The sequence below is a fragment of the Glutamicibacter sp. X7 genome, from assembly GCF_054889245.1.
Map to the genome: position 1 here is coordinate 2,278,735 of NZ_CM142678.1, position 22,402 is coordinate 2,301,136.

General features: G+C 61.1%; 18 protein-coding genes. All 18 read right to left on the reverse strand.

The annotated features are described in order from the left end of the window. Positions 1-71: 71 nt before the first annotated feature. Positions 72-3,635 (reverse strand): DNA polymerase III subunit alpha, encoded by a 3,564-nt coding sequence (dnaE, locus tag ACYU0X_RS10915; protein WP_461900672.1) that lies wholly within the window; start codon positions 3,633-3,635, stop codon positions 72-74. Between the two features lie 72 nt (positions 3,636-3,707). Then, positions 3,708-4,658, reverse strand: coding sequence for an RluA family pseudouridine synthase (locus tag ACYU0X_RS10920; protein WP_418906942.1), 951 nt, complete (start codon positions 4,656-4,658; stop codon positions 3,708-3,710). Then, complete coding sequence (gene lspA, locus ACYU0X_RS10925) at positions 4,655-5,239, reverse strand: signal peptidase II (RefSeq protein WP_418906943.1); 585 nt, start codon at positions 5,237-5,239, stop codon at positions 4,655-4,657. Before lspA ends, ACYU0X_RS10920 begins: the two co-directional genes overlap by 4 nt. 101 nt (positions 5,240-5,340) lie before the next feature. Beyond that, positions 5,341-6,081, reverse strand: a complete 741-nt coding sequence (locus ACYU0X_RS10930) for a DivIVA domain-containing protein (protein ID WP_459273624.1) — start codon at positions 6,079-6,081, stop codon at positions 5,341-5,343. Between the two features lie 225 nt (positions 6,082-6,306). Continuing rightward, complete coding sequence (locus ACYU0X_RS10935) at positions 6,307-6,603, reverse strand: YggT family protein (RefSeq protein ID WP_461900675.1); 297 nt, start codon at positions 6,601-6,603, stop codon at positions 6,307-6,309. A 27-nt stretch (positions 6,604-6,630) separates the two neighbouring features. Continuing rightward, the gene (locus ACYU0X_RS10940; RefSeq protein ID WP_309406561.1) at positions 6,631-7,191 is read right to left on the reverse strand and encodes a cell division protein SepF; all 561 of its coding nucleotides are present in this window, start codon (positions 7,189-7,191) and stop codon (positions 6,631-6,633) included. 137 nt (positions 7,192-7,328) lie between these two features. Then, positions 7,329-8,045 carry a polyphenol oxidase family protein gene (locus ACYU0X_RS10945; protein WP_461900677.1) on the reverse strand — a complete coding sequence of 239 codons (717 nt, stop codon included), beginning with the start codon at positions 8,043-8,045 and terminating at the stop codon, positions 7,329-7,331. Between the two features lie 18 nt (positions 8,046-8,063). Further along, positions 8,064-9,257 carry a cell division protein FtsZ gene (gene ftsZ / locus ACYU0X_RS10950; protein ID WP_461900679.1) on the reverse strand — a complete coding sequence of 398 codons (1,194 nt, stop codon included), beginning with the start codon at positions 9,255-9,257 and terminating at the stop codon, positions 8,064-8,066. A gap of 228 nt (positions 9,258-9,485) precedes the next feature. Then, a complete protein-coding gene (locus tag ACYU0X_RS10955; protein WP_418906946.1) occupies positions 9,486-10,220 on the reverse strand; it encodes a cell division protein FtsQ/DivIB in 735 nt (244 codons plus the stop codon). Positions 10,221-10,235: 15 nt separating this feature from the next. Next, on the reverse strand, positions 10,236-11,633 hold the full coding sequence (gene murC / locus ACYU0X_RS10960) for a UDP-N-acetylmuramate--L-alanine ligase (RefSeq protein WP_461900681.1): 1,398 nt from the start codon (positions 11,631-11,633) through the stop codon (positions 10,236-10,238). Between the two features lie 4 nt (positions 11,634-11,637). Further along, entirely contained in the window at positions 11,638-12,762 is a 1,125-nt protein-coding gene (gene murG, locus ACYU0X_RS10965) for an undecaprenyldiphospho-muramoylpentapeptide beta-N-acetylglucosaminyltransferase (protein WP_461900683.1), read from the reverse strand. Further along, on the reverse strand, positions 12,759-14,069 hold the full coding sequence (gene ftsW, locus ACYU0X_RS10970) for a putative lipid II flippase FtsW (RefSeq protein WP_461900685.1): 1,311 nt from the start codon (positions 14,067-14,069) through the stop codon (positions 12,759-12,761). Before ftsW ends, murG begins: the two co-directional genes overlap by 4 nt. Next, the gene (gene murD, locus ACYU0X_RS10975; RefSeq protein ID WP_418906950.1) at positions 14,044-15,576 is read right to left on the reverse strand and encodes a UDP-N-acetylmuramoyl-L-alanine--D-glutamate ligase; all 1,533 of its coding nucleotides are present in this window, start codon (positions 15,574-15,576) and stop codon (positions 14,044-14,046) included. Before murD ends, ftsW begins: the two co-directional genes overlap by 26 nt. Continuing rightward, the gene (mraY, locus tag ACYU0X_RS10980; protein ID WP_418906951.1) at positions 15,558-16,661 is read right to left on the reverse strand and encodes a phospho-N-acetylmuramoyl-pentapeptide-transferase; all 1,104 of its coding nucleotides are present in this window, start codon (positions 16,659-16,661) and stop codon (positions 15,558-15,560) included. Before mraY ends, murD begins: the two co-directional genes overlap by 19 nt. A gap of 2 nt (positions 16,662-16,663) precedes the next feature. Continuing rightward, positions 16,664-18,118, reverse strand: a complete 1,455-nt coding sequence (locus ACYU0X_RS10985) for a UDP-N-acetylmuramoyl-tripeptide--D-alanyl-D-alanine ligase (protein ID WP_461900687.1) — start codon at positions 18,116-18,118, stop codon at positions 16,664-16,666. A 41-nt stretch (positions 18,119-18,159) separates the two neighbouring features. Next, complete coding sequence (locus ACYU0X_RS10990) at positions 18,160-19,761, reverse strand: UDP-N-acetylmuramoyl-L-alanyl-D-glutamate--2,6-diaminopimelate ligase (RefSeq protein WP_461900689.1); 1,602 nt, start codon at positions 19,759-19,761, stop codon at positions 18,160-18,162. Then, the gene (locus tag ACYU0X_RS10995) at positions 19,755-21,536 is read right to left on the reverse strand and encodes a peptidoglycan D,D-transpeptidase FtsI family protein (protein WP_461900691.1); all 1,782 of its coding nucleotides are present in this window, start codon (positions 21,534-21,536) and stop codon (positions 19,755-19,757) included. Before ACYU0X_RS10995 ends, ACYU0X_RS10990 begins: the two co-directional genes overlap by 7 nt. 109 nt (positions 21,537-21,645) lie before the next feature. Further along, complete coding sequence (locus tag ACYU0X_RS11000; protein ID WP_461900692.1) at positions 21,646-22,401, reverse strand: hypothetical protein; 756 nt, start codon at positions 22,399-22,401, stop codon at positions 21,646-21,648. Position 22,402 lies beyond the last annotated feature (1 nt).

Consider the following 22,402-nt stretch of genomic DNA (forward strand, 5'->3'; position numbering starts at 1 on the left):
TTTAACGCCCCACGCGGGGTGCTTTATAGCCGGGTTACTCACCGCGGTCACACGCAACGTCGCACGAGCGGCTACATGTCCACGCAGCTGGGTCCCAACAGTACCTTCAGGTCGCCAAAGAGCGCCGGATTCGGGTTGACCCGGTAGTTCATCCCCAAGCGCATCAGTGAGGTACCCCGGCTGCCGGAGAGCTTGACCCTCACCTCGGTATTTCCACGGTGGGTACGCAACACGTCGCCCAATTGCGAGACCAGTGACTCGGTGGCCTTGTGGGTGGGAATGGCAATAACCACCGGTCCGGTGCCGGAGGCATCGGATAGCTCGGGAATCATCATCTCTTGAGCGTTGAGGGTGATGGAACCATCGTCACGTCGTTGCACGCGCCCCTTGATCACCACGATGAGGTCATCGGCTAGGACTTCGGCGATCGGCTGGTAGGCCTGCCCAAAGAACATAACCTCCATGGAACCGGAAAGGTCCTCGACTTCGCAGCGCGCGTAGGGGTTACCGCTCTTCTTGGCGATACGCCGCTGCAACCCGGTGATCATGCCGGCAATGGAGATGATGTGTCCATCGGCTGGGCCATCGTCTGAGAGCACATGGGTCACGGGCATATCCGCATACTGTTCCAGTGCCGAGCCGAGTCCCTGCAGCGGGTGATCGGAGACGTAGAGCCCCAGCATTTCGCGCTCGTAGCCCAGCTTCTCCTTCTTATCCCAGTCGGGGATGTCGGGAATCGCTACGCTCATCGACTCGCCCGCCTCGGTGGCACCCAGCGCACTGAACAGGTCGAATTGGTTCGCCGCTTCATTGCGCTTGACCGAAATAACCGAGTCAACGGCCTCTTCGTGGATGGCCAGCAAGGCACGTCGCGGGTGGTTCATCGAGTCAAAGGCCCCGGCCTTGATCAACGATTCGATGGTGCGCTTATTGCATACGACCGCCGGCACCTTGTTGAGGTAGTCGGTGAAGTCGGTGAAGGCGCCCTTTTCTTCGCGCGCCTTGACCATCCCATCAACCACGTTTGCGCCCACGTTGCGGATCGCGCCCATACCGAAGCGAATATCGCGGCCCACCGGGGTAAAGGTCATTGCCGATTCGTTGACATCTGGTGGCAGCACGGTGATGCCAATGCGGCGGCACTCATTGAGGTACATGGCCAGCTTGTCTTTGTCGTCACCGACCGAGGTAAGCAACGCGGCCATGTACTCGGCCGGATAATGGGCCTTGAGGTAGGCGGTCCAGAATGAGACCACACCGTAGGCGGCCGAGTGGGCCTTGTTGAATGCGTAGTCGGAGAACGGCAGCAGGATATCCCACAGGGTCTGCACGGCTTCGTCCGAGTAGCCATTGTCGTTCATACCCTGCTTGAAGCCAACGAACTGCTTATCCAGTTCGGACTTCTTCTTCTTACCCATGGCACGACGCAAGATATCCGCTTGGCCCAGCGAGTAGCCGGCCAATTTCTGCGCGATGGCCATAACCTGCTCCTGATACACGATCAGGCCGAAGGTGCCTCCGAGAATATCTTCGAGCGGTTCAGCCAACTCCGGGTGGATCGGCACAACATCTTGAAGCTTGTTCTTACGCAGGGCGTAGTTCGTATGCGCGTTTGCGCCCATAGGTCCCGGGCGATAGAGCGCGAGCACCGCGGAGATATCTTCGAAGTTGTCCGGTCGCATGAGCTTGAGCAGCGAACGCATCGGCCCACCATCGAGCTGGAACACGCCGAGGGTGTCGCCGCGGGCCAGCAACTTATAGGCCTCGGGGTCATCGAGCGGCAAGGTTTCCAGGTCGATGTCGATGTCCTGGTTGTACTTCACGTTCTCCAGCGCGTCGGAGATAATCGTGAGGTTACGCAGGCCCAAGAAGTCCATCTTGATCAGCCCCAAGCCTTCGCAGGTTGGGTAATCGAACTGGGTGATGACCTGGCCGTCCTGCAAACGACGCATAATCGGGATGACGTCGATGATGGGGTCCGAACTCATGATCACGCCGGCTGCGTGTACACCCCATTGGCGCTTCAGCCCTTCGAGACCCTTCGCCGTCTCAAAGACGCGTGCGGCCTCGGGATCGGTCGCGATCAGGTTACGAAAATCCCCGGCCTCGGAGTACCGCTTGGAATTGGGATTCTCGATATCGTTGAGCGGAATATCCTTGGCCATAACCGCCGGCGGCAGTGCCTTGGTGAGGGTCTCGCCCATGCTGAAGGGGTACCCCAGCACACGCGAAGAGTCCTTCAGCGCCTGTTTGGTTTTAATCGAACCGTAGGTGACGATCATCGACACACGCTCGTCGCCGTACTTTTCGGTGACGTATTTGATCACCTCAGAACGGCGCCGATCATCGAAGTCGACGTCGAAGTCGGGCATGGAGACACGTTCCGGGTTCAGGAAGCGCTCGAAAATCAACCCATGCTTGAGCGGATCGAGGTCGGTAATACGCATGGCATAGGCCACCATGGACCCGGCACCCGAACCACGACCGGGGCCCACGCGGATACCGTTGTCCTTGGACCAGTTGATGAAGTCGGCCACGACGAGGAAGTAGCCGGGGAAACCCATCTTGATGATCACATCGAGTTCGTAGTCGGCTTGGCGCCGCACCTCCTCGGGGATCCCGCCCGGGTAACGGTAGTGAAGGCCCTTATCGACTTCCTTGATGAGCCAGCTGGTTTCGTCCTCCCCCGGCGGGCAGGGGAACTTTGGCATGTAGTTGGCGTTGGTATCGAAGCTGACCTCGGCGCGCTCGGCGATCTCAAGGGTGTTATCGCACGCTTGGGGGAACTCGCGGAATAGTTCACGCATTTCGCGCGGGGATTTCAGGTAGTAGCCCGAACCGCTGAAAGCGAAGCGGCTACCGCCCTGATCATAGGTCGGCTCATCGAGGGTGGAACCAGAGTTAATCGCTAGCAAGGCCTCGTGCGCCTTGGCATCCGACTCGTGCGTGTAGTGCAAGTCGTTCGTGGCCAAAAGGGGAATATCGAGTTCCTTGGCCAGGCGCAGCAGATCCTTGGTGACTCGGCGCTCAATGTCTAGGCCGTGGTCCATCAGCTCGCAGTAGTAGTTGCCTTTGCCGAAGATATCTTGGAATTCGGCGGCCGCAGCCTTGGCTTCCTCGTACTGGCCCAAACGGAGCTTGGTTTGCACTTCGCCAGAGGGGCAGCCGGTGGTAGCGATCAGTCCTTCAGCATGGCGGTTCAGTAGCTCGCGGTCCCACCGTGGGTACTTGCCGAACACCGAATCCAAGGAAGCGGTGGAGGAACCCTTGAACAGGTTGTCCATCCCGGTGTTGTTGTAGGAGAGCAGGGTCATATGCGTATATAGACCACCACCGGAGACGTCATCGCCCTTTTGGGCTTCTTCGGTACGCCACTTCACGCGGGTCTTATCGCCGCGTTCGGTGCCCGGAGTTACATAGGCTTCGACGCCGATAATGGGTTTCACTCCGGCGCTGGTCGCCTTGCTCCAGAAGTCGAAGGCTCCGAATAGGTACCCATGGTCGGTGATGGCCATGGCGTCCATGCCGTGCCGGTTGGCTTCCTCGAAGAGTTCAGTAAGCCGTGCCGCACCGTCCAGCATGGAGTATTCGGTGTGGGTATGCAGGTGTACGAATCCATCACGTGTCGCGCTCACCAAAACAGTCTACTAGGCCACCTAGGGCCCAGCGGTGGAAGCTAGGTGAGAACTCTCATGTTGAGGTTCGCGCTAGACCGTTCCCTCGCGTAGCAACTCCAAGGCACCGGCGAGATCATGCGGGTACTGGCTCTCGTAGCTCATCCAATCACCGGAGACCGGGTGGGTGAATCCTAGACGTTTGGCATGAAGCCACTGGCGGGTCAGGCCCAACGCCGCTCCGAGTTTGGGGTTGGCCCCGTAGGTTTGGTCGCCCACGCAGGGATGACCGAAGGCAGAAAAATGCACGCGGATCTGGTGGGTGCGCCCGGTTTCCAGATGCACTTCAACAAGGCTTGCTTTCCCGAAGGCCTCGATGACCTTGTAATGGGTAACCGAGTCCCGTCCCCCGTCAAGCACCCCAAACTTCCAATCGTGGCCCGGGTGCCGGCCAATCGGGGCGTCGATGGTTCCCTGTAGCGGATCGGGCAGCCCTTGGACGACGGCGTGGTAGACCTTCTCCGGCGTGCGTTCCTTGAACGCGTTTTTCAGCACGCTGTAGGCGCGTTCGGATTTGGCGACGACCATCAGACCACTGGTGCCCACGTCCAGACGGTGCACGATGCCCTGTCGTTCTGGTGCACCGGAGGTGGAGATCGAGTAACCTTCAGCGGCAAGCGCCCCCACGACGGTCGGACCAACCCAGCCCGGGGATGGATGTGCGGCCACGCCGACCGGCTTGTCGATCACGACATAGTCCGGATCGTCGGCGATGATCTTGAGGTTCTCCACTTTTTCCACCTTCACAGCCAGAGGGTCTTCACGTTCCGGAATGTTCACGACGATCTGATCGCCGGTCTTGAGCTTTCCCGATTTGGCGACCGTCTTACCATTGAGCCGAATCATTCCGGTCTTGCACAGCTCGGCTGCGAAAGCGCGTGGCAGGTCAAGGGTGTGCGAAATAAAGGCGTCGAGGCGCTGCCCGGCGGCTACCTCTGAAACACTTAGTTCGTGGGTCGCTGCCTCGTATGGTCCACCGCTCACTTCTCGTCGTCCTCATCAACGGGCTTATCGCCACTGAGCTCTCCGCCCTTCGGCTCGGAGCTTTCCCGGGTACCGTCGAAGTTCACACCACGGATCAGCAGCAGTGCGACCATGATCATGGAGCAAACGATAAACGAGTCGGCCACGTTGAAAATCGCGAAGCCGTGGACCGAAAACATGTCCACCACATGCCCCATGCCGAAGGACGGTTCACGGAACAAACGGTCGTAGAGGTTCCCGGCCACGCCCCCGAGCAGACACCCAAGGACGATCCCCCAGCTTAGGGTGCTGACCTTGCGAATCAGCAGGTACCCGCAGTACACCGCAACGGCGGCCTGCAGGAGGGTAAAGACCACGGTGAACTGCTCGCCGAAGGAGAACGCTGCACCGGAATTGAGAATGTAGTGGATGTCGAAGAATCCGGGAATCACTTCGATAGCTTGACCTAGGGTCATATTTGCTTCGACGCTGAACTTGACGACTTGGTCCGCGACGAAGGCCAGGGCAGCAAGTGCTAGCCCGAGCCAGAGAAATTTGCGGCCTGCCGTGGCGGGAGTCGCCGGGTTCACACCGGATGTCATATTTGTTGTCCTTGGTTAAAAAATCAACGGTGGCACCGGATCATTCCGGAGCCACCGTTAACTTTACTGATGTTTGTTTCAGCCCAACAAACTAGCCTTGACTAGTTCGCCTTAGCCGCGCCGCCGTCAACCGGGGCCGAGGCCTCGAGTTCACGCAGCTGGCCTTCGATGTAGGTCTTCAGGCGTGCACGGTAGTCACGCTCGAAGCTACGCAGCTGATCGAGCTTGCGCTCAAGGACGGCCTTCTGCTGCTCCAGGGCCGACAAAGTCTTCTTGCTCTTCTCTTCGGCGGAGGTGACCAGGTTGTTGGCCTCGGTCTTCGCCTCGGAGATGATCTTATCGCGCTGCTCGACACCGGATGCGACGTACTCGTCGTGCAGGCGCTGAGCCATGGCCAACACGTTGGCTGCAGACTCGGCAGTGTTTTCGGTAGCAGGCTTGGCAGCCGCGGCAGGTGCTGCCGGCGCCGCAGCGGGCGCTGCATCCTTCTTGGCTTCGGCAGGCTTCGCCGGAGCTTCGGCCTTCTTCTCCTCGGCAGGCTTCGCCGGGGCTTCGGCCTTCTTCTCCTCGGCAGGCTTCGCCGGGGCTTCAGCCTTCTTCTCCTCGGCAGGCTTGCCCGGAGCGGCGGCCACTGGAGCGGGCACGGCCTGCTCCTTCGAACCGGCCACGTCTTCACCAAGGGCGGCTAGACGGCTGCGGAGCTCGTCGTTCTCAGCGTTCAGGCGACGGAGTTCGACGACGATCTCGTCGAGGAAATCATCTACCTCGTCCTGATCGTAGCCCTCGCGAAACTTGGTCGGCTGAAACCGCTTATTGACTACGTCTTCTGGCGTCAAAGCCATTTGGTCACCTCAATACTGGGGTCTTTTCCGCTCGACCATTAGTTTGGTTGGCGAAACACTTACCGTTCTACAGTGCCACAGCCTGCGAAGCCGAAGCACCATTTCTTAAAGGATATAACGATTTGGTCACTGATGACGAAACCAGACGGGCTGTCTGCTCTCTCAATCATGAATCTACATGGTCATTTGTCCTAAGACAACACTAGTCAGTGAGAGATTCACGGACTACAGCGAAGTTTGAATGCCTAAGTTGCGAACAATGGCGTGCGCGATAATGACCACAATAAACAGGATGATGAAGGACAAATCCAAACGGATTCCGCCGAAATCGACGGGTTTAATCCAACGCCGTAGCCAGCGTAGGGGTGGATCCGTAATTGTCACAATCACGGTGGCCGTCAACAACGCTATTCCCGCTGGTCGCCATGAACGAGCGAAATTTTCCGTCACGTCAAGGACAATTCTCATCAGCAGCAGGATCTGCAGGATGCTGAGTGCGAGATAGAGGGTGCCGAAAATCATGAAACTCTGACCGGTCGCGATCCGCTACTAGCTCTGGTTAAAGAAGGTAGCCTGCGCCTCGGACTGCTTGCGGTCCTCGCCGAGCACCTCGACGGTTGACGGTGAGAGCAGGAAGACCTTGTTCGTGACTCGCTCGATGGAGCCATGCAGCGCGAATACGAGGCCGGCGGAGAAATCCACCAGGCGCTTGGCGTCGGTCTCACCCATGTCGGTAACGTTCATAATCACCGGGATACCGTCACGGAAGTTCTCTCCAATAATCTTCGCATCATTGTAAGAGCGCGGGTGGACGGTTGTAATCTGACGCAATTCGGAATCCTCATCCCGTACTGAAGGGGCACGCTTGATCGGGGTAACCGGTGCCCGATACTCGGTGTCCGGTTCATTGACTTCTGGACGCGGAACAGCGGCCTTGGCCGGAGCTGGCGCCGGGGTGCGGGGAGTTTCCGCAGGTTTGCTGTATTCGGGTTCTTCCACCACTCGAACCTGGCTCTTGGCCTCAGGCTTCTCGACCGGAGTCTCGTCCTGCTCGACGGCGTCGGCCAGACCGAGATAGACCATTGCTTTACGCAGTCCGTCAGCTGCCATGATTCTTCTCCTCGTTATCCCTTGCATGCCACCGCAAGTTGCATGATTCCGCTACTTCGACGCTACAGCACCGTGCGCCGTTTGCCAGCGTTCATCCGCTGACTTTCGCGGGCGTGTCGCCCGGGAATTCGCTGACTTTATCTTCGCCACACAACTCCGGCCAGCCGTCCGCACCCCGAGTCTCGACGGTAGGAATAGAAACGTTCATCTTCAAGCGTGCATGGCTGGTGCGATCGTACGCTCACATCCAAGGATTCAAGGTACCGCCGAGCCGTTCCAGGTAAATCCAGGCCGGCACTGCCCCAACGGGTCTGACTTGAGATTCCTGGCATGAGCGATTCGGACTCGAGCTGCATGTGCTCGGGCACTTCATAGCAGGAGCCGCAGATAGCCGGTCCGATCACAGCCTCGATTTCTTCGGCACCCCATTGATGCAAGCGTTCAACGGTGACACCAAGAATTCCGTCCAACAGACCGCGGCGTCCAGCGTGCACCGCCGCAGTTGCCAACTGCCCTTCGGCATGTCGAGCCACGAAGAGCACCGGCAGGCAATCTGCCACCATGACGGCCAGCGGTGTGGCAGCACCGAAGGAGAGGAGACCGTCACAGGTTGGGGCCGCCGGGTCGCTCCAACTAGTGCGCTGCCCCGGCTCCACCTGAACAACGTCGGCGGAGTGGACCTGATTCATGAAGGCCAAGGAAAAACGAGGGACCCCGATCCGTTCCTCCAACATGGTCCGATTGGCCTCGACAAGCGAGGGATCGTCATTCACGTGCAGTGCGAGGTTACCCTCTGCCTGCGTGGTGAATGCCAGTTGGATGGACGGATCGAGGTCCGACGTGAAACGTAGCACGGGATATAACGCCCTTAGTTACTTCAAGAACTCCGGGACGTCCAGGTCGTCGCTCGAACCCTTGAGGTCAGAGTCAACCACGTCGGGCAGGTCCTGGAAGGAGGAGTTCTGCTCGGCGGCAACCGGCTTCGACTCCACTGGAGCGCTGGCGACCGGCGTAGCGGTCGGTTCCGGCTTGCTCTCAGCAACCGGAGCCTGCTCGGTTTCGGCCGGGCGTGCGGCGACCGGGCGCGCAGCTGGCTGAACGGCTGGCTTGCTGGTCACATCCGGCTCGTCGAAGCCGGCGGCGATGACGGTCACGCGAGCCTCATCACCCAGTGCATCGTCGATCACGGCACCGAAGATGATGTTGGCTTCGGGGTGGGCGACTTCCTGCACCAGACGTGCCGCTTCGTTGATTTCGAACAGGCCCAAGTCCGAGCCACCCTGAATCGAGAGCAGCACACCGTGGGCGCCGTCGATCGAGGCCTCCAGCAGCGGAGAAGCTATTGCCAATTCGGCGGCCTTGACGGCGCGATCTTCACCCCGTGCCGAACCGATACCCATGAGGGCCGAGCCAGCACCCTGCATCACAGACTTGACGTCGGCGAAGTCGAGGTTGATCAGACCCGAGGTGGTGATCAGGTCGGTGATGCCCTGCACGCCGGAGAGCAGGACCTGGTCGGCCTGACGGAAGGCATCCAGTACCGAGACGTTGCGGTCCGAGATGGAGAGCAAACGGTCGTTCGGGATCACGATCAGCGTGTCGACTTCGTCGCGCAGGGCTTCAATGCCCGACTCGGCGGAGTTGGCACGGCGGCGACCTTCGAAGGTGAATGGACGAGTGACCACACCGATGGTCAGCGCGCCGAGCGAGCGTGCCACGCGGGCGACAACTGGCGCACCACCGGTACCGGTGCCACCACCTTCACCGGCAGTGACGAAGACCATGTCGGCGCCGCGCAGGACGTCTTCGATCTCCTCCACGTGGTCTTCGGCTGCCTGGCGTCCCACATCGGGGTTGGCGCCGGCGCCGAGGCCGCGAGTAAGTTCGCGTCCCACGTCGAGCTTCACGTCTGCGTCGCTCATCAGCAGCGCCTGGGCATCCGTATTAATGGCGATGAATTCAACGCCCTTGAGGCCGACTTCGATCATGCGGTTTACGGCGTTGACACCGCCACCGCCGATGCCTACGACTTTAATGACCGCGAGGTAATTCTGTGGAGCTGCCACGTCCCGCTTCCCTTGTTAGTTGTGCTACGTATTCACGACTTGCGTTTCGAACCTTCACCCTGAGCCATAAGGTGTTAGTTCCTCATGCTTCCGCTAGTTGAACGCTATGAGCCATGGTGTCTTTCTGCAACGACCGCCTTGGCGTGTCGTCTATCCCCTACTATCTTTCCAGATGTTCGATGCGCCTTGGTTCACCACACACCACGAGTTGAGAAACTTTCGTTCAAGCTAGTACGTGACTGGGCTTTCAGGGTTGGAAATATCAATTGACTTCGGCGCGTCGTTGTTTTCCTTCAGGTCCTTCAGGAAGATCGCCGCAACCTTATTCTTCAAAGCGGCATCACTTCCATCACCCCAGACGAGGACGCGCTTCTTCGGTAGTTGGAGCTCGACGAAACCTGCCTTGGTCACGGTCGCGGCACTCGACTGGGCAAGCACCTTCTCATCTACCGTAGCCAATACCTCGGTCAGCAGAGCGAAAGACTCCGGGCTCTTGGCCTCGTCGCTCAATTTCACCGTGGGTAGTTTGGTCTTGTCTTTCTTCCCGAGTTTCTTGAGTTTATCGCCCTCGGAGGAGACCAGATACCGGGTCTTGCCCTCCACCAGGATGGCTACGGGTACCTGTTCGACGACCTCAACCACGAGCGTGTCGGGCATCTGGGCGCGCACCACAAGTTCCTTAATCGCCGGCTGGTCACCGATCAGGTCGCTGACCCTGCCTTCGGAGATGCGCGGTAGCGGCACGCCTTGGAGGGTTTGGAGCTTCTCGGTGAGTTGCTTTTCGCTCACGAGCTTCGTGCCCGTCACAGAAATATTTCGCGCCGCCAGCAATGGCGAAAAGCTCAACACGAGCACTGCTGCAACACTCAGCGCCACGATCGCGCCGATAATGATGAACAGTAGCTTGCGGCGCCGCGCCTGGTCGGTGACCGGTAGCGGTAGAACTTTCGAATTTTCTGACATCAGCGCACCGCTCCCCTAGCGTGCTTCGAGGGCTCGAACGATTTGGTCTCCAAGCGCCGTGACGTCCCCGGCACCCACGGTCATGATGAGATCTCCGGCGACCGCATCGGCGACCACGGCCTGAACCGCCTGTTCGGGTGTCAGCACGCGTGCCGGTACCTGAACTCGCTCGGCCACCAGTTCGCTGGTAATGCCGGCGATCGGTTCTTCACGCGCCGGATAGATCTCGAGCAGATTGACGGAGTCCGCCAGCGATAACGCCTCGGCAAACTCCGCATAGAACTCGGCGGTGCGGGAGAACAGGTGCGGCTGGAACACCACGTGTAGCCGTCCATCTTCGGCCACGGCACGACCGGCGCGCAGTGCGGCGGTGACCTCCGTGGGATGGTGTGCGTAGTCGTCATACACGCACACGCCTGCCGCTTCGCCCTTGAATTCAAAGCGTCGAGCCGCCCCGGAGAAGCTCGCTAGTGCGCGCAACGCCTCGTCGGCTTCCAGACCGGCGTCCAGTCCCACGGCTAATGCGGCGACCGCATTGAGCAGATTGTGCTGCCCTGGCACGTTCAGAACCAGCTCGTGGCTCTGTCCGCTGCCCCATTCGATCGTCGCGGCGAACCGGCCATCGGCCAGCGGGCGCGCATCGCTCAGTCGGCGATCGGCGTTCGGGGCAAAACCATAGGTCTGCACCCGCAGTCCCGGTCGCCGTACTCGCATGGTGTTCGCCAGCGCGTGAGCACCGGGGTCATCGGCGCAGCAGATCAGCAATCCACCATCGGGCAGCAGTCCGGCGAACTCTTCGAAGGCGCGGTGCACGGCGTCGGCGCTGCCGTAGTGATCCAGATGGTCGGCCTCGACGTTGGTCACCACCACCACGTCGGGACGGTAGTTCAAGAAGGAGGCGTCGGACTCGTCGGCTTCGGCCACGAAGATCTTGCCGTCACCCAGTTCGGCATTAGTGCCCAAGGACGGGATATTCGCCCCCACCGCGTAGCTCGGCGCCAAGCCAGCGGCCTTCAACATGTGGGCCGTCAACGAGGTCGTCGTCGTTTTACCGTGGGTACCGGCAATAGTCACCACGCACTGGTGTCCACGCATGGTGGCGGCCAAACCTTCGGAGCGGTGCAAAATGCGTAGCCCCTTATCGAGGGCCAGATCGTATTCGGCATTGCCCGGTTTGATAATGGAGGAGGCAATCACCGTGTCGGCGTCCTGCAGGTTCGCCGGATCGTAGCCCACATGGATGCGCGCGCCGCGGTTACGCAAGTCGTGCATCACCGGCAGGTCCTTCGCGTCGCTGCCGGAAACCGGCACTCCGGCATCCAAGAGCAATCGCGCGACGGCGGAGACTCCGACCCCGCCCACACCCATGAGGTGGACGCGGCCCAATTCCGTCAGGTGTGCTGGTGCACCCATAGTTCTAGCCTTCCTTGAGCGCGGCGCGGCGCCCGGCAACTTCGTCAGTGATCAGCCGCGCCATTTGCTCGGCGGCGTCACGGTGTCCTTGGCTGGCCGCGGCGACGGCCATTTGCTTCAGTGTAGAGGCATCGTTGAGCAACGGTATGACCGTCTGCGCAATGTAGCCGGCAGTGAACTTCGCATCGTCGACCAGCAGTGCTCCGCCGGCGGCCACAAGGTCGCGCGCGTTGAGTCGCTGCTCGCCGTTGCCGATCGGCAGCGGCACCAAAATCGAGGGACGCCCGGCGACCGCCAATTCGCACACGGTCCCCGCACCGGAGCGACAGATCATCAAGTCGGCCGCGGCATAGCCGTAGTCCATGCGGTCTAGGTACTCCAGTTGGGTGTACCCGGGTGCGGAAAGGAGTTCACCGCGTTCGTCACGCACGGCCTTGTCTCGCCCGGTCACGTGCACCACCTGAATTCCGGCCTCGAGCAGTGCCGGCAGGGCCCGAGCAACGGCCGTATTCACACTGGCCGCCCCCGAGGAGCCGCCGCTAATGACGAGCACCGGTGCGCCGCTTCGTGGCACGTTGAAGAAGTCGCGGGCCTCATCGCGCAATGCGTCGGCATCCATCTGAGCCACATTCGAGCGCATGGGCATGCCCACAACCTGTTCGCCGGGTAGCCCGGTGTTGGAGAAAGTCGTTCGTACCACCGCGGCGTTTTTGGCGCCCACCTTGTTCGCCATGCCGGCAATCGAGTTGGCTTCATGCACGATGATCGAAACCCCCAGGCTTCGGGCGGCCAGATAGGCCGGGGTGCACACATACCCCCCGACGCCCAGCAGGGCCTCCGCCCGGGTTTCGCGCAGAACCGCCTTCGCCCGTCGCACGGCTTTGACGAAGCGCACGGGGAACTTGAGCAGGTCCGCGTTGAGGCTTCGCGGCAAGGGTGCCTTGGGAATCAGTTCCAAGCGGTACCCGGCCTCCGGGACCAACCGGGTTTCCAGCCCCTCTGGCGAACCAAGTGCGGTGATTTGCGCCTCGGGGTTTTCCGCCTTCACGGCGTCCGCAATGGCCAACATGGGAGAAATATGTCCGGTGGTTCCGCCACCGGCGACCACCAGTCGGATCGGTTCGCTCATGCTTCGTCTGTTCCTTGCTTTTTCGTCTGCGCTGGGCTGGCCGTCACGGCCTGAGCCAGCAGTTCTCGTTTTTGATCGCGCGCGCTGGAGAGCGCAAAGCCCATGGCCATCATCACTGCGAGCATCGCCGAGCCACCCGAGGAGATAAAGGGCAGCGGCACACCAATCACCGGTAGCAGACCACTGACGGTGCCGAGGTTCACGAAGGTTTGCCCAATGATCCAAGAGATCAGGCAACCCATTAGAACCCGCGTATATAGATCCGTTGCGCGCATGGCGATGCGATACATCGCCAGGGCGATCAATGCGAAGAGCACCAGTACCGCCAGCACACCCAGAAACCCGAACTCTTCACCCAGAATGGAGAAGATGAAGTCGTTCTGTGCCTCGGGCACATAGGACCATTTCATACGCGACTGGCCAGGCCCTACCCCGAACCAGCCGCCGGAGGCGAAGGCGTGCAGACCCATGGACGACTGAAGGCAGGCATCACCATTCGAACCGCAGTCAATTCCAAGCCACGCCTTGATACGGGTGCGGCGGTTGCCAGACATCAGCACCGCTCCGGCGAAGCCGATGAAACCGATGGCAACGGAGATCAACAACCACTTGAAGCGCATGCCCGCAAGAAACAACGCCGTGGCCAACACCATCACGAGGATCAGCACGGTACCCACGTCGTGGCCTAGCAGCACGAGCACCACAATCGCGCCACCGACCGGTGCCAGCACCGGTACCAGCAGATGCTTCACGTCCCCGAGCAGATTCTGCTTCTTTTCAAACATGAAGGCGGCGAAAACTGCTAGGGATAATTTCGCGAATTCGCTGGGCTGCAGACGAACGCTACCTATGGAGATCCAGTTCTTATTACCCAGCACCTCGTGACCCAGCGGCGTGAAGGCCACCAGGAAAAGCAGGAGGATGGCCAGTAAAGCAGCAGCCCACGCAAACTTTTTCAGTGTCTGTGGGGAGATGAACTGCATGATGAGCATCAGCACGATGCCCACCCCGGCGAAGATCGCCTGCGACAGCGCAACGGTAAAGCCGTCCTGTCCCTTGGCGATGGCTTCCACCGAGGCTGAGGACTGCACCATCAGCACACCGAAACAGGCGAGAAGAATCGAGCACACCAAAATCAGCGTGTAATCCAACGCCACCGTTCGGGCACTGCCCGCTTCGATGGTATCGATCAGACGGCCCGGCCATGAGCGGCGGTTGGTAGTCTCACCCTTGGGCTTAGGCCGACGTGCCACCGGTGCCTCCCGTCCTCGTTCGTTGTGCTTAGTTGCCGTTTCCAGCGCTTTCATCCATCAGATCACTGACCGCGCTGATGAAGGCGTTGCCACGCTGTGCATAGGAACTGAATTGATCCATGGAAGCGGCTGCAGGTGCCATGAGTACCGTGTCGCCGGCTTCGGCGATACCCGCCGCGGCGCGCACCGCACGCGTCATCACCTGTGGCCCGCTGACCGTTGAACCCGAGTCGCTTACCTGAGCGGTGACATCGTGCACAGGAACATCAGCGGCGTGCCGGGCCAAGGCCTCACGCAGCGAGTCGTTGTCGGTGCCGATGAGCAGGACGCTGCGCAGTCGGTGGGCGTGCTCGGCCACCAGCTCGTCATAGTCCACGCCCTTGGACAGGCCACCGGCGATCCAGACCACCTTGCTGAACGCGGCCAAAGAGGCGTTCGCTGCATGCGGGTTGGTGGCCTTCGAGTCGTTGACCCAGAGAATATCGTCGCGTCGCGCCACCGCCTGGATTCGGTGATCGCCTGCGTCGAAACCACGCAACCCGTCGGCCACCGCTTCCGCAGAGACCCCGTAGGCGCGGGTCAGGGCCGCGGCGGCCGCAGCATTCGCCGCGGTATGCCGTGGAACGATTTCGCCGATTTCCTTCAGTGCCACGAGCTCCAGCGCCTGGCTGCGTCGTTCGGCGATGAACGCGCGGTCCACCAGCAGGTTCTCGACTACCCCGACCATGGACACGGCCGGCGAATCGGTGGTGAAGCCAATGGCGCGGCACCCCTCGACCACGTCGGCGTTTTCAACCATGGTGATGGTCTCGGGGGCCTGGGCGTTGAAGATCGCAGCCTTCTGCGTGCGCTCGTAAATCTTGGCCTTATCGGCGCGGTACCCCGCGAAGTCACCGTGCCAGTCCACGTGGTCCTCGGCCAGGTTCAACACCACGGAGGCCAAGGGGGAAATGCTGTGCGTGTAGTGCAGCTGGAAGCTCGAGAGCTCCACGGCGAACACCTCATAGTCCACCGGGTCGCGGACCGCATCGAGAATCGGGGTTCCAACGTTGCCAACCGCAATAGCCTTCAGCCCGGCCGCCTGCAGGATCGACTCGGTCATTCCCACCGTGGTGGTTTTTCCGTTGGTGCCGGTGATGGCCAGCCACTGCGGTGCGGTACGCCCTTCACGGTGCTGCACTCGCCAGGCCAATTCGACATCGGACCACAGCTCAATGCCGGCCGCTTGCGCCTCGACGAGCACCGGTTGACGCGGGTTCCACCCCGGGGACACCAGCAAGAGTTCGGGCTGTTGGCCATCGACCAGCGGCAGACGTTCGACGTGCTGCTCGCCCAGTAGCACCTCGTGGGCACCGACGATCTTCAGGGTGCTGGCACGCTGCTGGTTCAATTCGTCGTCCCGGCCGTCAATGACGGTGACGACCGCACCCAGCTCGATGAGGGTATCGGCGGCCGAGAATCCGCTGAGGCCCAGACCGGCCACGACGACGCGTAGCCCAGCCCAGTCAGAGTCCCAGCTCGTTAGCTCCGACAACTTTTCACTCACAGTGCGACAACCCATTCAGAATAGAAAATACCGAGACCGGCGGCGACAAAGAGGCCGGCCAATATCCAGAAGCGAACCACGACGTTCTCTTCGCTCCACCCGGCGAGTTCGAAGTGGTGCTGCAACGGCGCCATACGGAAGACGCGCTTGCCGCCGGAGAGTTTGAAGTAACCAACCTGGATGATCACCGAGGCCGAAATGATGACGAACAGACCCGCGATCACCACGAGCAGCAGTTCGGTGCGCGACAGAATCGCCATGGCTGCCACGGCACCGCCGATGGCCAGTGACCCGGTGTCGCCCATGAAAATCTTGGCTGGCTTAGCGTTCCACCAGAGGAAGGCCACGAGGGCGCCGGAGATCGTGGCGCTGAGCAGGGCCAGATCCTGCGGGTCACGCACGGTGTAGCACACCTCGAGAGCGTTGGCCGTGCCGCAGGCTTGGTTCTGCTGCCAAATGCCGATTAGCGTGTACGCGCCAAAGACCATAATTGAGGCGCCGGCGGCCAACCCGTCCAGCCCGTCGGTGAGGTTCACACCGTTGGTGGCCGCGGTGACAATGAAATTCGACCAGATCACAAAGAGCAGCAACCCGATCAGCGGTCCGGCGAAGGCCAGATCAATGTTGGTATCGCGGAGCACCGAGATGGCCGTGGAGGCCGGGGTCAACCCGTCCTGATTGGGAAATTGCAGGGCCAGGACACCGAAGCTGATGCCCACCACGGCCTGCAGCACGATCTTCTGCCAGGCCCGCAAACCCAGGGAACGCTTCATGGCGATCTTGATGAAGTCATCGAGGAAGCCGACCAGACCCATGCCGGCGAAGAGCAGCAAGACCAATAGACCACTGGCGGTAATGCCGGTGCTGGTGCGCCCCATGAGGGTCAGGATCCCGTGCGTGGCGAAGTAGCTAACGATCACCGAAAGCACGATGACCACACCGCCCATGGTGGGCGTTCCGGACTTCACGGAGTGTGAATTCGGGCCGTCATCGCGTACCACCTGACCGTACTGCTTCTTGGTCAGCAGCCGAATATAAAACGGCATCGTCAGCATGGTCAGCACGAGGGCGATCCCCGCCCCCAGTATCAATGCGATCATGTCTAACCTTCCCTCACAGCTGCCGCGACCTCGTCGCCTAGAAATCGAAGTCCCGCCCCGTTGGAGGACTTGAACAAAACTATGTCGCCGGCGCGTAGCTGCTCGTCGAGCAGCGTCCGCGCTTCCTCGAGCGTCTCCACATAATGCGCTTCGTCGCCCCAGCTGCCCTCGAGCACGGCCGAGTTATATGCGGCCTTCGCTCCGGAACCGATGATAACGAGCTTAGCGATATTCAGCCGTACCGCCATACGCCCGAGTAGATCGTGTTCGTGCACGGAGTCTTCGCCGAGTTCGCGCATCTCCCCGAGCACCGCCCAGGTCCGTCGGGCCGGTTGCGTGCCGTCCCCACGGCCCAGTTCGGCCAGCGTGACCAGGGCCGCGCGCATCGAATCCGGGTTGGCGTTATACGCATCGTTAATGATGCTCACGCCATCGGAACGCTCAATGCGTTCCATGCGCCAGCGGCTACCGGCGCCCCGCCCATGCAGGGCCGCGGCGATCCGGGCCGGCTCGACCCCGACGGCTTGGGCGGCCGAGGCGGCGGCCAGAATGTTGCTTACGTGGTGCCGACCCAGTAGGCCGCTGGTAATCCTGTGCGTGCTGCCGTCGGCAAAAACCAGTGTCAGTTCCGGTTGGCCGGCGCTGTTGACCTGAACCTCGCGGGCCCAGACGGCTCCGGGCTGCGCCTCCGGATCGGCCGGTTCCTGCCCGAAGTACCGTACCTGGGCCGTGGCGCGCGAGGCCATCCGGGCCACGCGTGGATCATCGGCATTCAGCAGGGCGGTGCCCGTAGCCTCGAGGGACTCCACCAGCTCCCCCTTGGCGCGCTCGATATTGTCGACGCCCCCGAATTCGCCGGCGTGAGCCGTACCCACGCAGAGCACCACGCCGATCTGCGGGTGGACCATATCGCATAGGTAGTTCAGGTGCCCGATACCGGTGGCGCCCATTTCAATCACCAGGTACTTGGTGTCCGCGGTGGCCTGGAAGACCGTCAGCGGCACTCCGACCTCGCCGTTATAGGAGCCGATTGGTGAGACGGTCGGCGCCTCGGCGCTGAGGATGCCAGCGAGCAAGTCCTTGGTCGTGGTTTTGCCAGCCGAACCAGTAATGCCAATGACCGTCGCGTCATTGGTGGCCTTGAGGTGCCGCACGATATGCGCGGCGATCTGACCCATGGCTTCCACCGCGTCGGGGACGATGATCGCCGGGTGAACGGCCCGCGAGTCGTCGTAGGTTTCGCGCTCCGCAAGGGCTAGCACGGCTCCGGCGTTCAACGCCTGATCGATGAAGGCGTGCCCGTCGGAGAACTCACCGGGCTTGGCCACAAAAAGGCCGCCGGGTACTACTTCGCGCGAATCGGTGGTGACGGCGGAAACAGCGATGTCACCGACGGCGGAACGGGTGGCCCGGCCTCCGGTAATCGCGATCAGCTCGTTTAAAGACAGTTCAATCATGGCACTTAGGACTTTACACTCGACGGGCACGGAACCCGGGGTTAGGCATGGGTCGCGACGGTCACAAAACCGCGGCGCGTCAATGCCGCGGACAGCTCGGTGCGATCATCAAGTTCCAGATCGACGCCGGCGACTTCCTGACTAACTTCATGTCCGCGCCCGGCAATCAGAATCGCGTCGGCCACACCGGCCAATTCCACGGCCTTGTCGATGGCCGCCGCGCGAGGTGCGACGTTGAGCAGCTGGACGGCACGACCGGAGACGGCAATGGCCTGCCGGGCACCGGCGGCCACCTGCTCACGAATCGGCGCGGGGTCTTCCCCGTGCGGATCGTCGTCAGTGACAATCACAATGTCGGCATGCTCGGCCGCCACCCGCCCCATATCGGGTCGTTTGGTCTTATCGCGCTCACCGGTCGCCCCAAAGACCACGATTCGACGCCCCCCGGGGCCCGGCCGCATGGACTCCAGGGCCTTCACCAAGGCATCGGAGTTGTGCGCAAAGTCCACGACGGCCACCGGTTCATGACCGATGACCTGCATCCGTCCCGGCACGGCCACGGAGAGCGGGTCGTGGACGTCCAAGGCTGCCTGCAGGTCCTCTAGCGCGACGCCCGAGGCGTGCACCATCAGCACCGCGAGGGCCGCGTTGGCCACATTAAACATGGCAGGCAATGCCGTGTGGGCGCGTAGTTCGGCGCCCTGCCGGTCGCGCAGCACAAAGCGGTGCCCGAGCTTCTCGACGGTGACATCCTGCACGCGCCACTGGGCCGTCGGGTGGTGCGCATCCAGGCTCAACGACAACGTCGGAATTTCGGCGTTCTCGGCAAGACGTTGCCCATACTCATCGTCCACCATCACCACGGCGCGCTGGGCGCGCTGGGCGGTAAACAGGGCCGCCTTCGTCGCGAAGTACTCCTCCATCGAGCCGTGGAGATCCAAATGATCCTGCGTCAGGTTGGTGTAGCCGGCCACGGCGAAGCGCAGCCCGTCGACACGACCATAGGACAGCGAGTGGCTCGAAACCTCCATGGCGATATGCCCGACGCCCTGCTGGTCCATGTTCGCGACGATCGCATGCAGTTGCGTGGCCTCGGGGGTGGTCAGCACCGAGGGGATGATCTGCCCGCGCGCCGAAATTTCGATGGTCCCCACGATGCCGCAGGGCCGCGAGAGCGCCTCCAGCAAGGACTGGATCATGAAGGTGGTGGTGGTTTTGCCGTTCGTTCCGGTGACGCCGAAAAGCTCCGGCGCCCCATCCGTGGTGCCATAGATCATCCGAGCCGCGGGGCCGGCCAGCGCCCGTACATTCTCGGTGAGGGCCACCGGTACTTCGACGGTGGGCCCGAGGATGTCATAACCTGCCTGGTCGGTAAGGATCGCGGCGGCACCGTGGTCCAGTGCGGTAGCGGCGAACTCTGCGCCGTGTCGGTTCGCACCGGCGATGGCCAGAAACAGATCGCCGGGCAGAACCAGTTGCGGATTCATGCTCACACCGCTTAGTTGCACCGATGCGTTCTGGTCTGCGGTGCGTGAGCTGACCTCCAGTCTGCTGCAAAGCTCGGCAAAGGTAATACCGGGCGTCGCCGCCGGTCGCATGAGCTGTTCGAGCTCGCGGGGCGAGCGCAGGTCCTTTTCTACCAAGGCTTCTTCTGATCCTTACCGACGAAGACTTTGTAGGCCTCCGACTTCGTTGAGCTCGGCGGCACATTGAATGTGTTCAATGTGTGCTCCATAACTTCGGTGAACGTGTCGGCCACCGAGAATTCTTTCCAGCTACCCTGTGGGCGGTACATCGTGGCCACCACCACAAACTGCGGGTCTTCCAATGGGGCGACGCCAGCAAAGGAGTAAGTGTAACCGTCGTATCCGCCGCTGGGGCCGGCCGCCTGTCCGGTACCGGTTTTGCCGCCGACACGGTAACCCGGAATCCTCATTTTACCGCCAGTGCCGGAATCCACGACGGACTCCATGAGCTTGAGCATCTCGTCGGCGGTCTTCTTCTTAACCACCCGGCGCTGCTCCGGCTTCTCACGTTCGATGACGTTGCCATCGGCATCCACATAGTGATCGATCAGGCTCGGGGCGATCCGCACCCCGCCGTTGGCCAGCGTCTGGAAGATCGAAGCGGTATGCAGCACGGTCTGCGAATAACCCTGGCCGAACATGGTGGTGTACTGCTGACGACGATCCCAACTATCCGGCGCTGCAAGCTGCCCGGCGCTGGCACCGTTCAGACCCATTTGGATCGATTCGCCCAACCCGAAAGCACGCATGTAGTCGTAGCGCTGCTGTTTGCTGAGCTTATTACCCACCATCACGGTGCCGGTGTTGTAGGAACGGGCGAAGATGCCGGCCACGGTCATATCGTAGGTCGAGTGCGGCAGGGAGTCGTGGATCGTTTCCTTGGTGAAGGTTTTTTGGTGCGGTACACGCATCTCATCCAGCGGCGACACCACGCCGGCATCGATGGCCGCGGCAAAGATCGGGGCCTTACCGGTCGAGCCGGGTTCGAAGGCTCGTGTAATCGAGGTCGAACGACGGAACTCCGGCTTGGTGGCCCCCGGGTCATTGGGGTCCAGCTGTGCGGAGTCACCGATAGCCAAGACCTTGCCCGTCTTGACCTCCATAGCCACCACCGAAACCCACTCGGCGCTAAATTGCTTCTGCTTCTTCTCCGCTTCGCGTTGGGCGATGTAGTTAATGTCGGAGTCGATCGTCAGTTGAACATCCTGCCCGTTGACCGCCGGAGTCTCTTCAATATCGGTAATCGGGATGCGCACACCATCGGCGCCGACCTCATACTTGCGGCGCCCGTCGGTACCGCGCAGATGTTCTTCCTGGCTGAGTTCCAGGCCTTCGGCGCCGACCAGCGAGGTCTGATCCTCAGAATTGCGCACAAAACCGAGCAATGGTCCGGCAATGACACCCTGCGGGTATTGGCGCTCGCTACGTAGAAGGGCATTCAACCGGGGAATGCCGACTTCCATGACCTCATTCTTGATCTCCGGGGTCACACCCTTGGCCAGAATGACATACCCCTTCGGCTTGGCATCGCCCTGCGGACGCACCAGCTTCTTCAGGTCCTCGGGATCCTGGTTCAACAGTCCAGCGAGTTCTTTGATCGCCTGATCCCAGCTAACCTTCTCGCGCCCATTCGAGCCATCGCGCTTCTTGCGGGTGACCTCATCTTCCTGTTCACGCTGGTCAATGACCAGATCGTAGCGGTCAACGCTCACCGCCAAGGTGGTGCCATTTCGATCGAGAATAGACCCGCGGGTGGGAGTTATGACTTCCTCACGCTGGCGCACTTGCTGGGCTTTTTCGGCGACAGTCGCGGCATTAATGCCTTGAATCCAGAAGAGACGCCCGGCAATAGCCAAAAGGGCCGCCAGCGAGAGGATGAGGACAACCCTCATACGTTTCTTGGCGGTGGTCGATGCGGTAGAAATCACTGGTGCCCATTCCCGTCAGCATTGGTCTGATGAAGCTCGATCAAGCGCTGTCACTGAATGATACGCGCCAATTCTAGGAGGTCGGTGTGCTCAAGCTCGGGGCGGGAATCGTGCCGCCGTTGAGCTCGCCCTCGGTAAATACTGGACGGCCATCTTTCTGTGCTCGCTCGGTAGCGGCCTTCGAGGCCTTAGCCTTCTCGTCGCTCCCCTTGGCGGCGGCCTTCGCGTCGGCTTCGGCTTTTGTCTCGGCCTCCTTCTTAGCGGCCAGTTCCTTTTCCTTGGCTTCGGCCTTGGCCTTCAGCGCCTCACCGGGAAGCGGAAGATTGACGTACTTGGTACCGTCTTCGGGCTTCGTCGCAGCCTTGGCCTCCTGTGAGATCTTGTTCTCATCAAGATTCACTAGGCCCGGCGCACCGGGAGCCACCAGCCCCAGGTCCTTAGCCTCTTTGGCAAGCGCCTGTGGCGCGGACAGCGACTGTGCTTCTTTCAGCAGCGCCTGGTTCTCTTGCGAGAGGGCCCGCTCCTGACCGCGGAGCGATACAATTTCGTACTGTCGCTGCGCCACGGTTGTGTTGAGCAGCACCAGAGTCACCACCACGGCAACGGCCAAGGCCACCAGTATGGAGAACATGACGATCAACGAACGCCGGTTATTCTGGTCGCGTTTCGGCACCAAAGACAGCGTGACGCGTCTTTTGGTCTCAGCGAACTGTAAGTCGGCAGCCGGAACGGGTTCGGGGCGCGCGGCACGAGCAGCGCTGCCCTCCACAACCGGTGCGGTGCCCGGGAAGGCAGACTTCTGAATACGGCGTGGTGCTCGTTGAGTCATG

Bases quoted from the DNA above. Each gene is read 5' to 3' on its own strand.
- lspA (WP_418906943.1), bottom strand. From the start codon at position 5,239: ATGACATCCGGTGTGAACCCGGCGACTCCCGCCACGGCAGGCCGCAAA.
- ACYU0X_RS10930 (WP_459273624.1), bottom strand. From the start codon at position 6,081: ATGGCTTTGACGCCAGAAGACGTAGTCAATAAGCGGTTTCAGCCGACC.
- ACYU0X_RS10935 (WP_461900675.1), bottom strand. From the start codon at position 6,603: ATGATTTTCGGCACCCTCTATCTCGCACTCAGCATCCTGCAGATCCTG.
- ACYU0X_RS10940 (WP_309406561.1), bottom strand. From the start codon at position 7,191: ATGGCAGCTGACGGACTGCGTAAAGCAATGGTCTATCTCGGTCTGGCC.
- ACYU0X_RS10955 (WP_418906946.1), bottom strand. From the start codon at position 10,220: ATGTCAGAAAATTCGAAAGTTCTACCGCTACCGGTCACCGACCAGGCG.
- murC (WP_461900681.1), bottom strand. From the start codon at position 11,633: ATGGGTGCACCAGCACACCTGACGGAATTGGGCCGCGTCCACCTCATG.
- murG (WP_461900683.1), bottom strand. From the start codon at position 12,762: ATGAGCGAACCGATCCGACTGGTGGTCGCCGGTGGCGGAACCACCGGA.
- ftsW (WP_461900685.1), bottom strand. From the start codon at position 14,069: ATGAAAGCGCTGGAAACGGCAACTAAGCACAACGAACGAGGACGGGAG.
- murD (WP_418906950.1), bottom strand. From the start codon at position 15,576: ATGGGTTGTCGCACTGTGAGTGAAAAGTTGTCGGAGCTAACGAGCTGG.
- mraY (WP_418906951.1), bottom strand. From the start codon at position 16,661: ATGATCGCATTGATACTGGGGGCGGGGATCGCCCTCGTGCTGACCATG.
- ACYU0X_RS10985 (WP_461900687.1), bottom strand. From the start codon at position 18,118: ATGATTGAACTGTCTTTAAACGAGCTGATCGCGATTACCGGAGGCCGG.
- ACYU0X_RS10995 (WP_461900691.1), bottom strand. From the start codon at position 21,536: ATGAGGGTTGTCCTCATCCTCTCGCTGGCGGCCCTTTTGGCTATTGCC.
- ACYU0X_RS11000 (WP_461900692.1), bottom strand. From the start codon at position 22,401: ATGACTCAACGAGCACCACGCCGTATTCAGAAGTCTGCCTTCCCGGGC.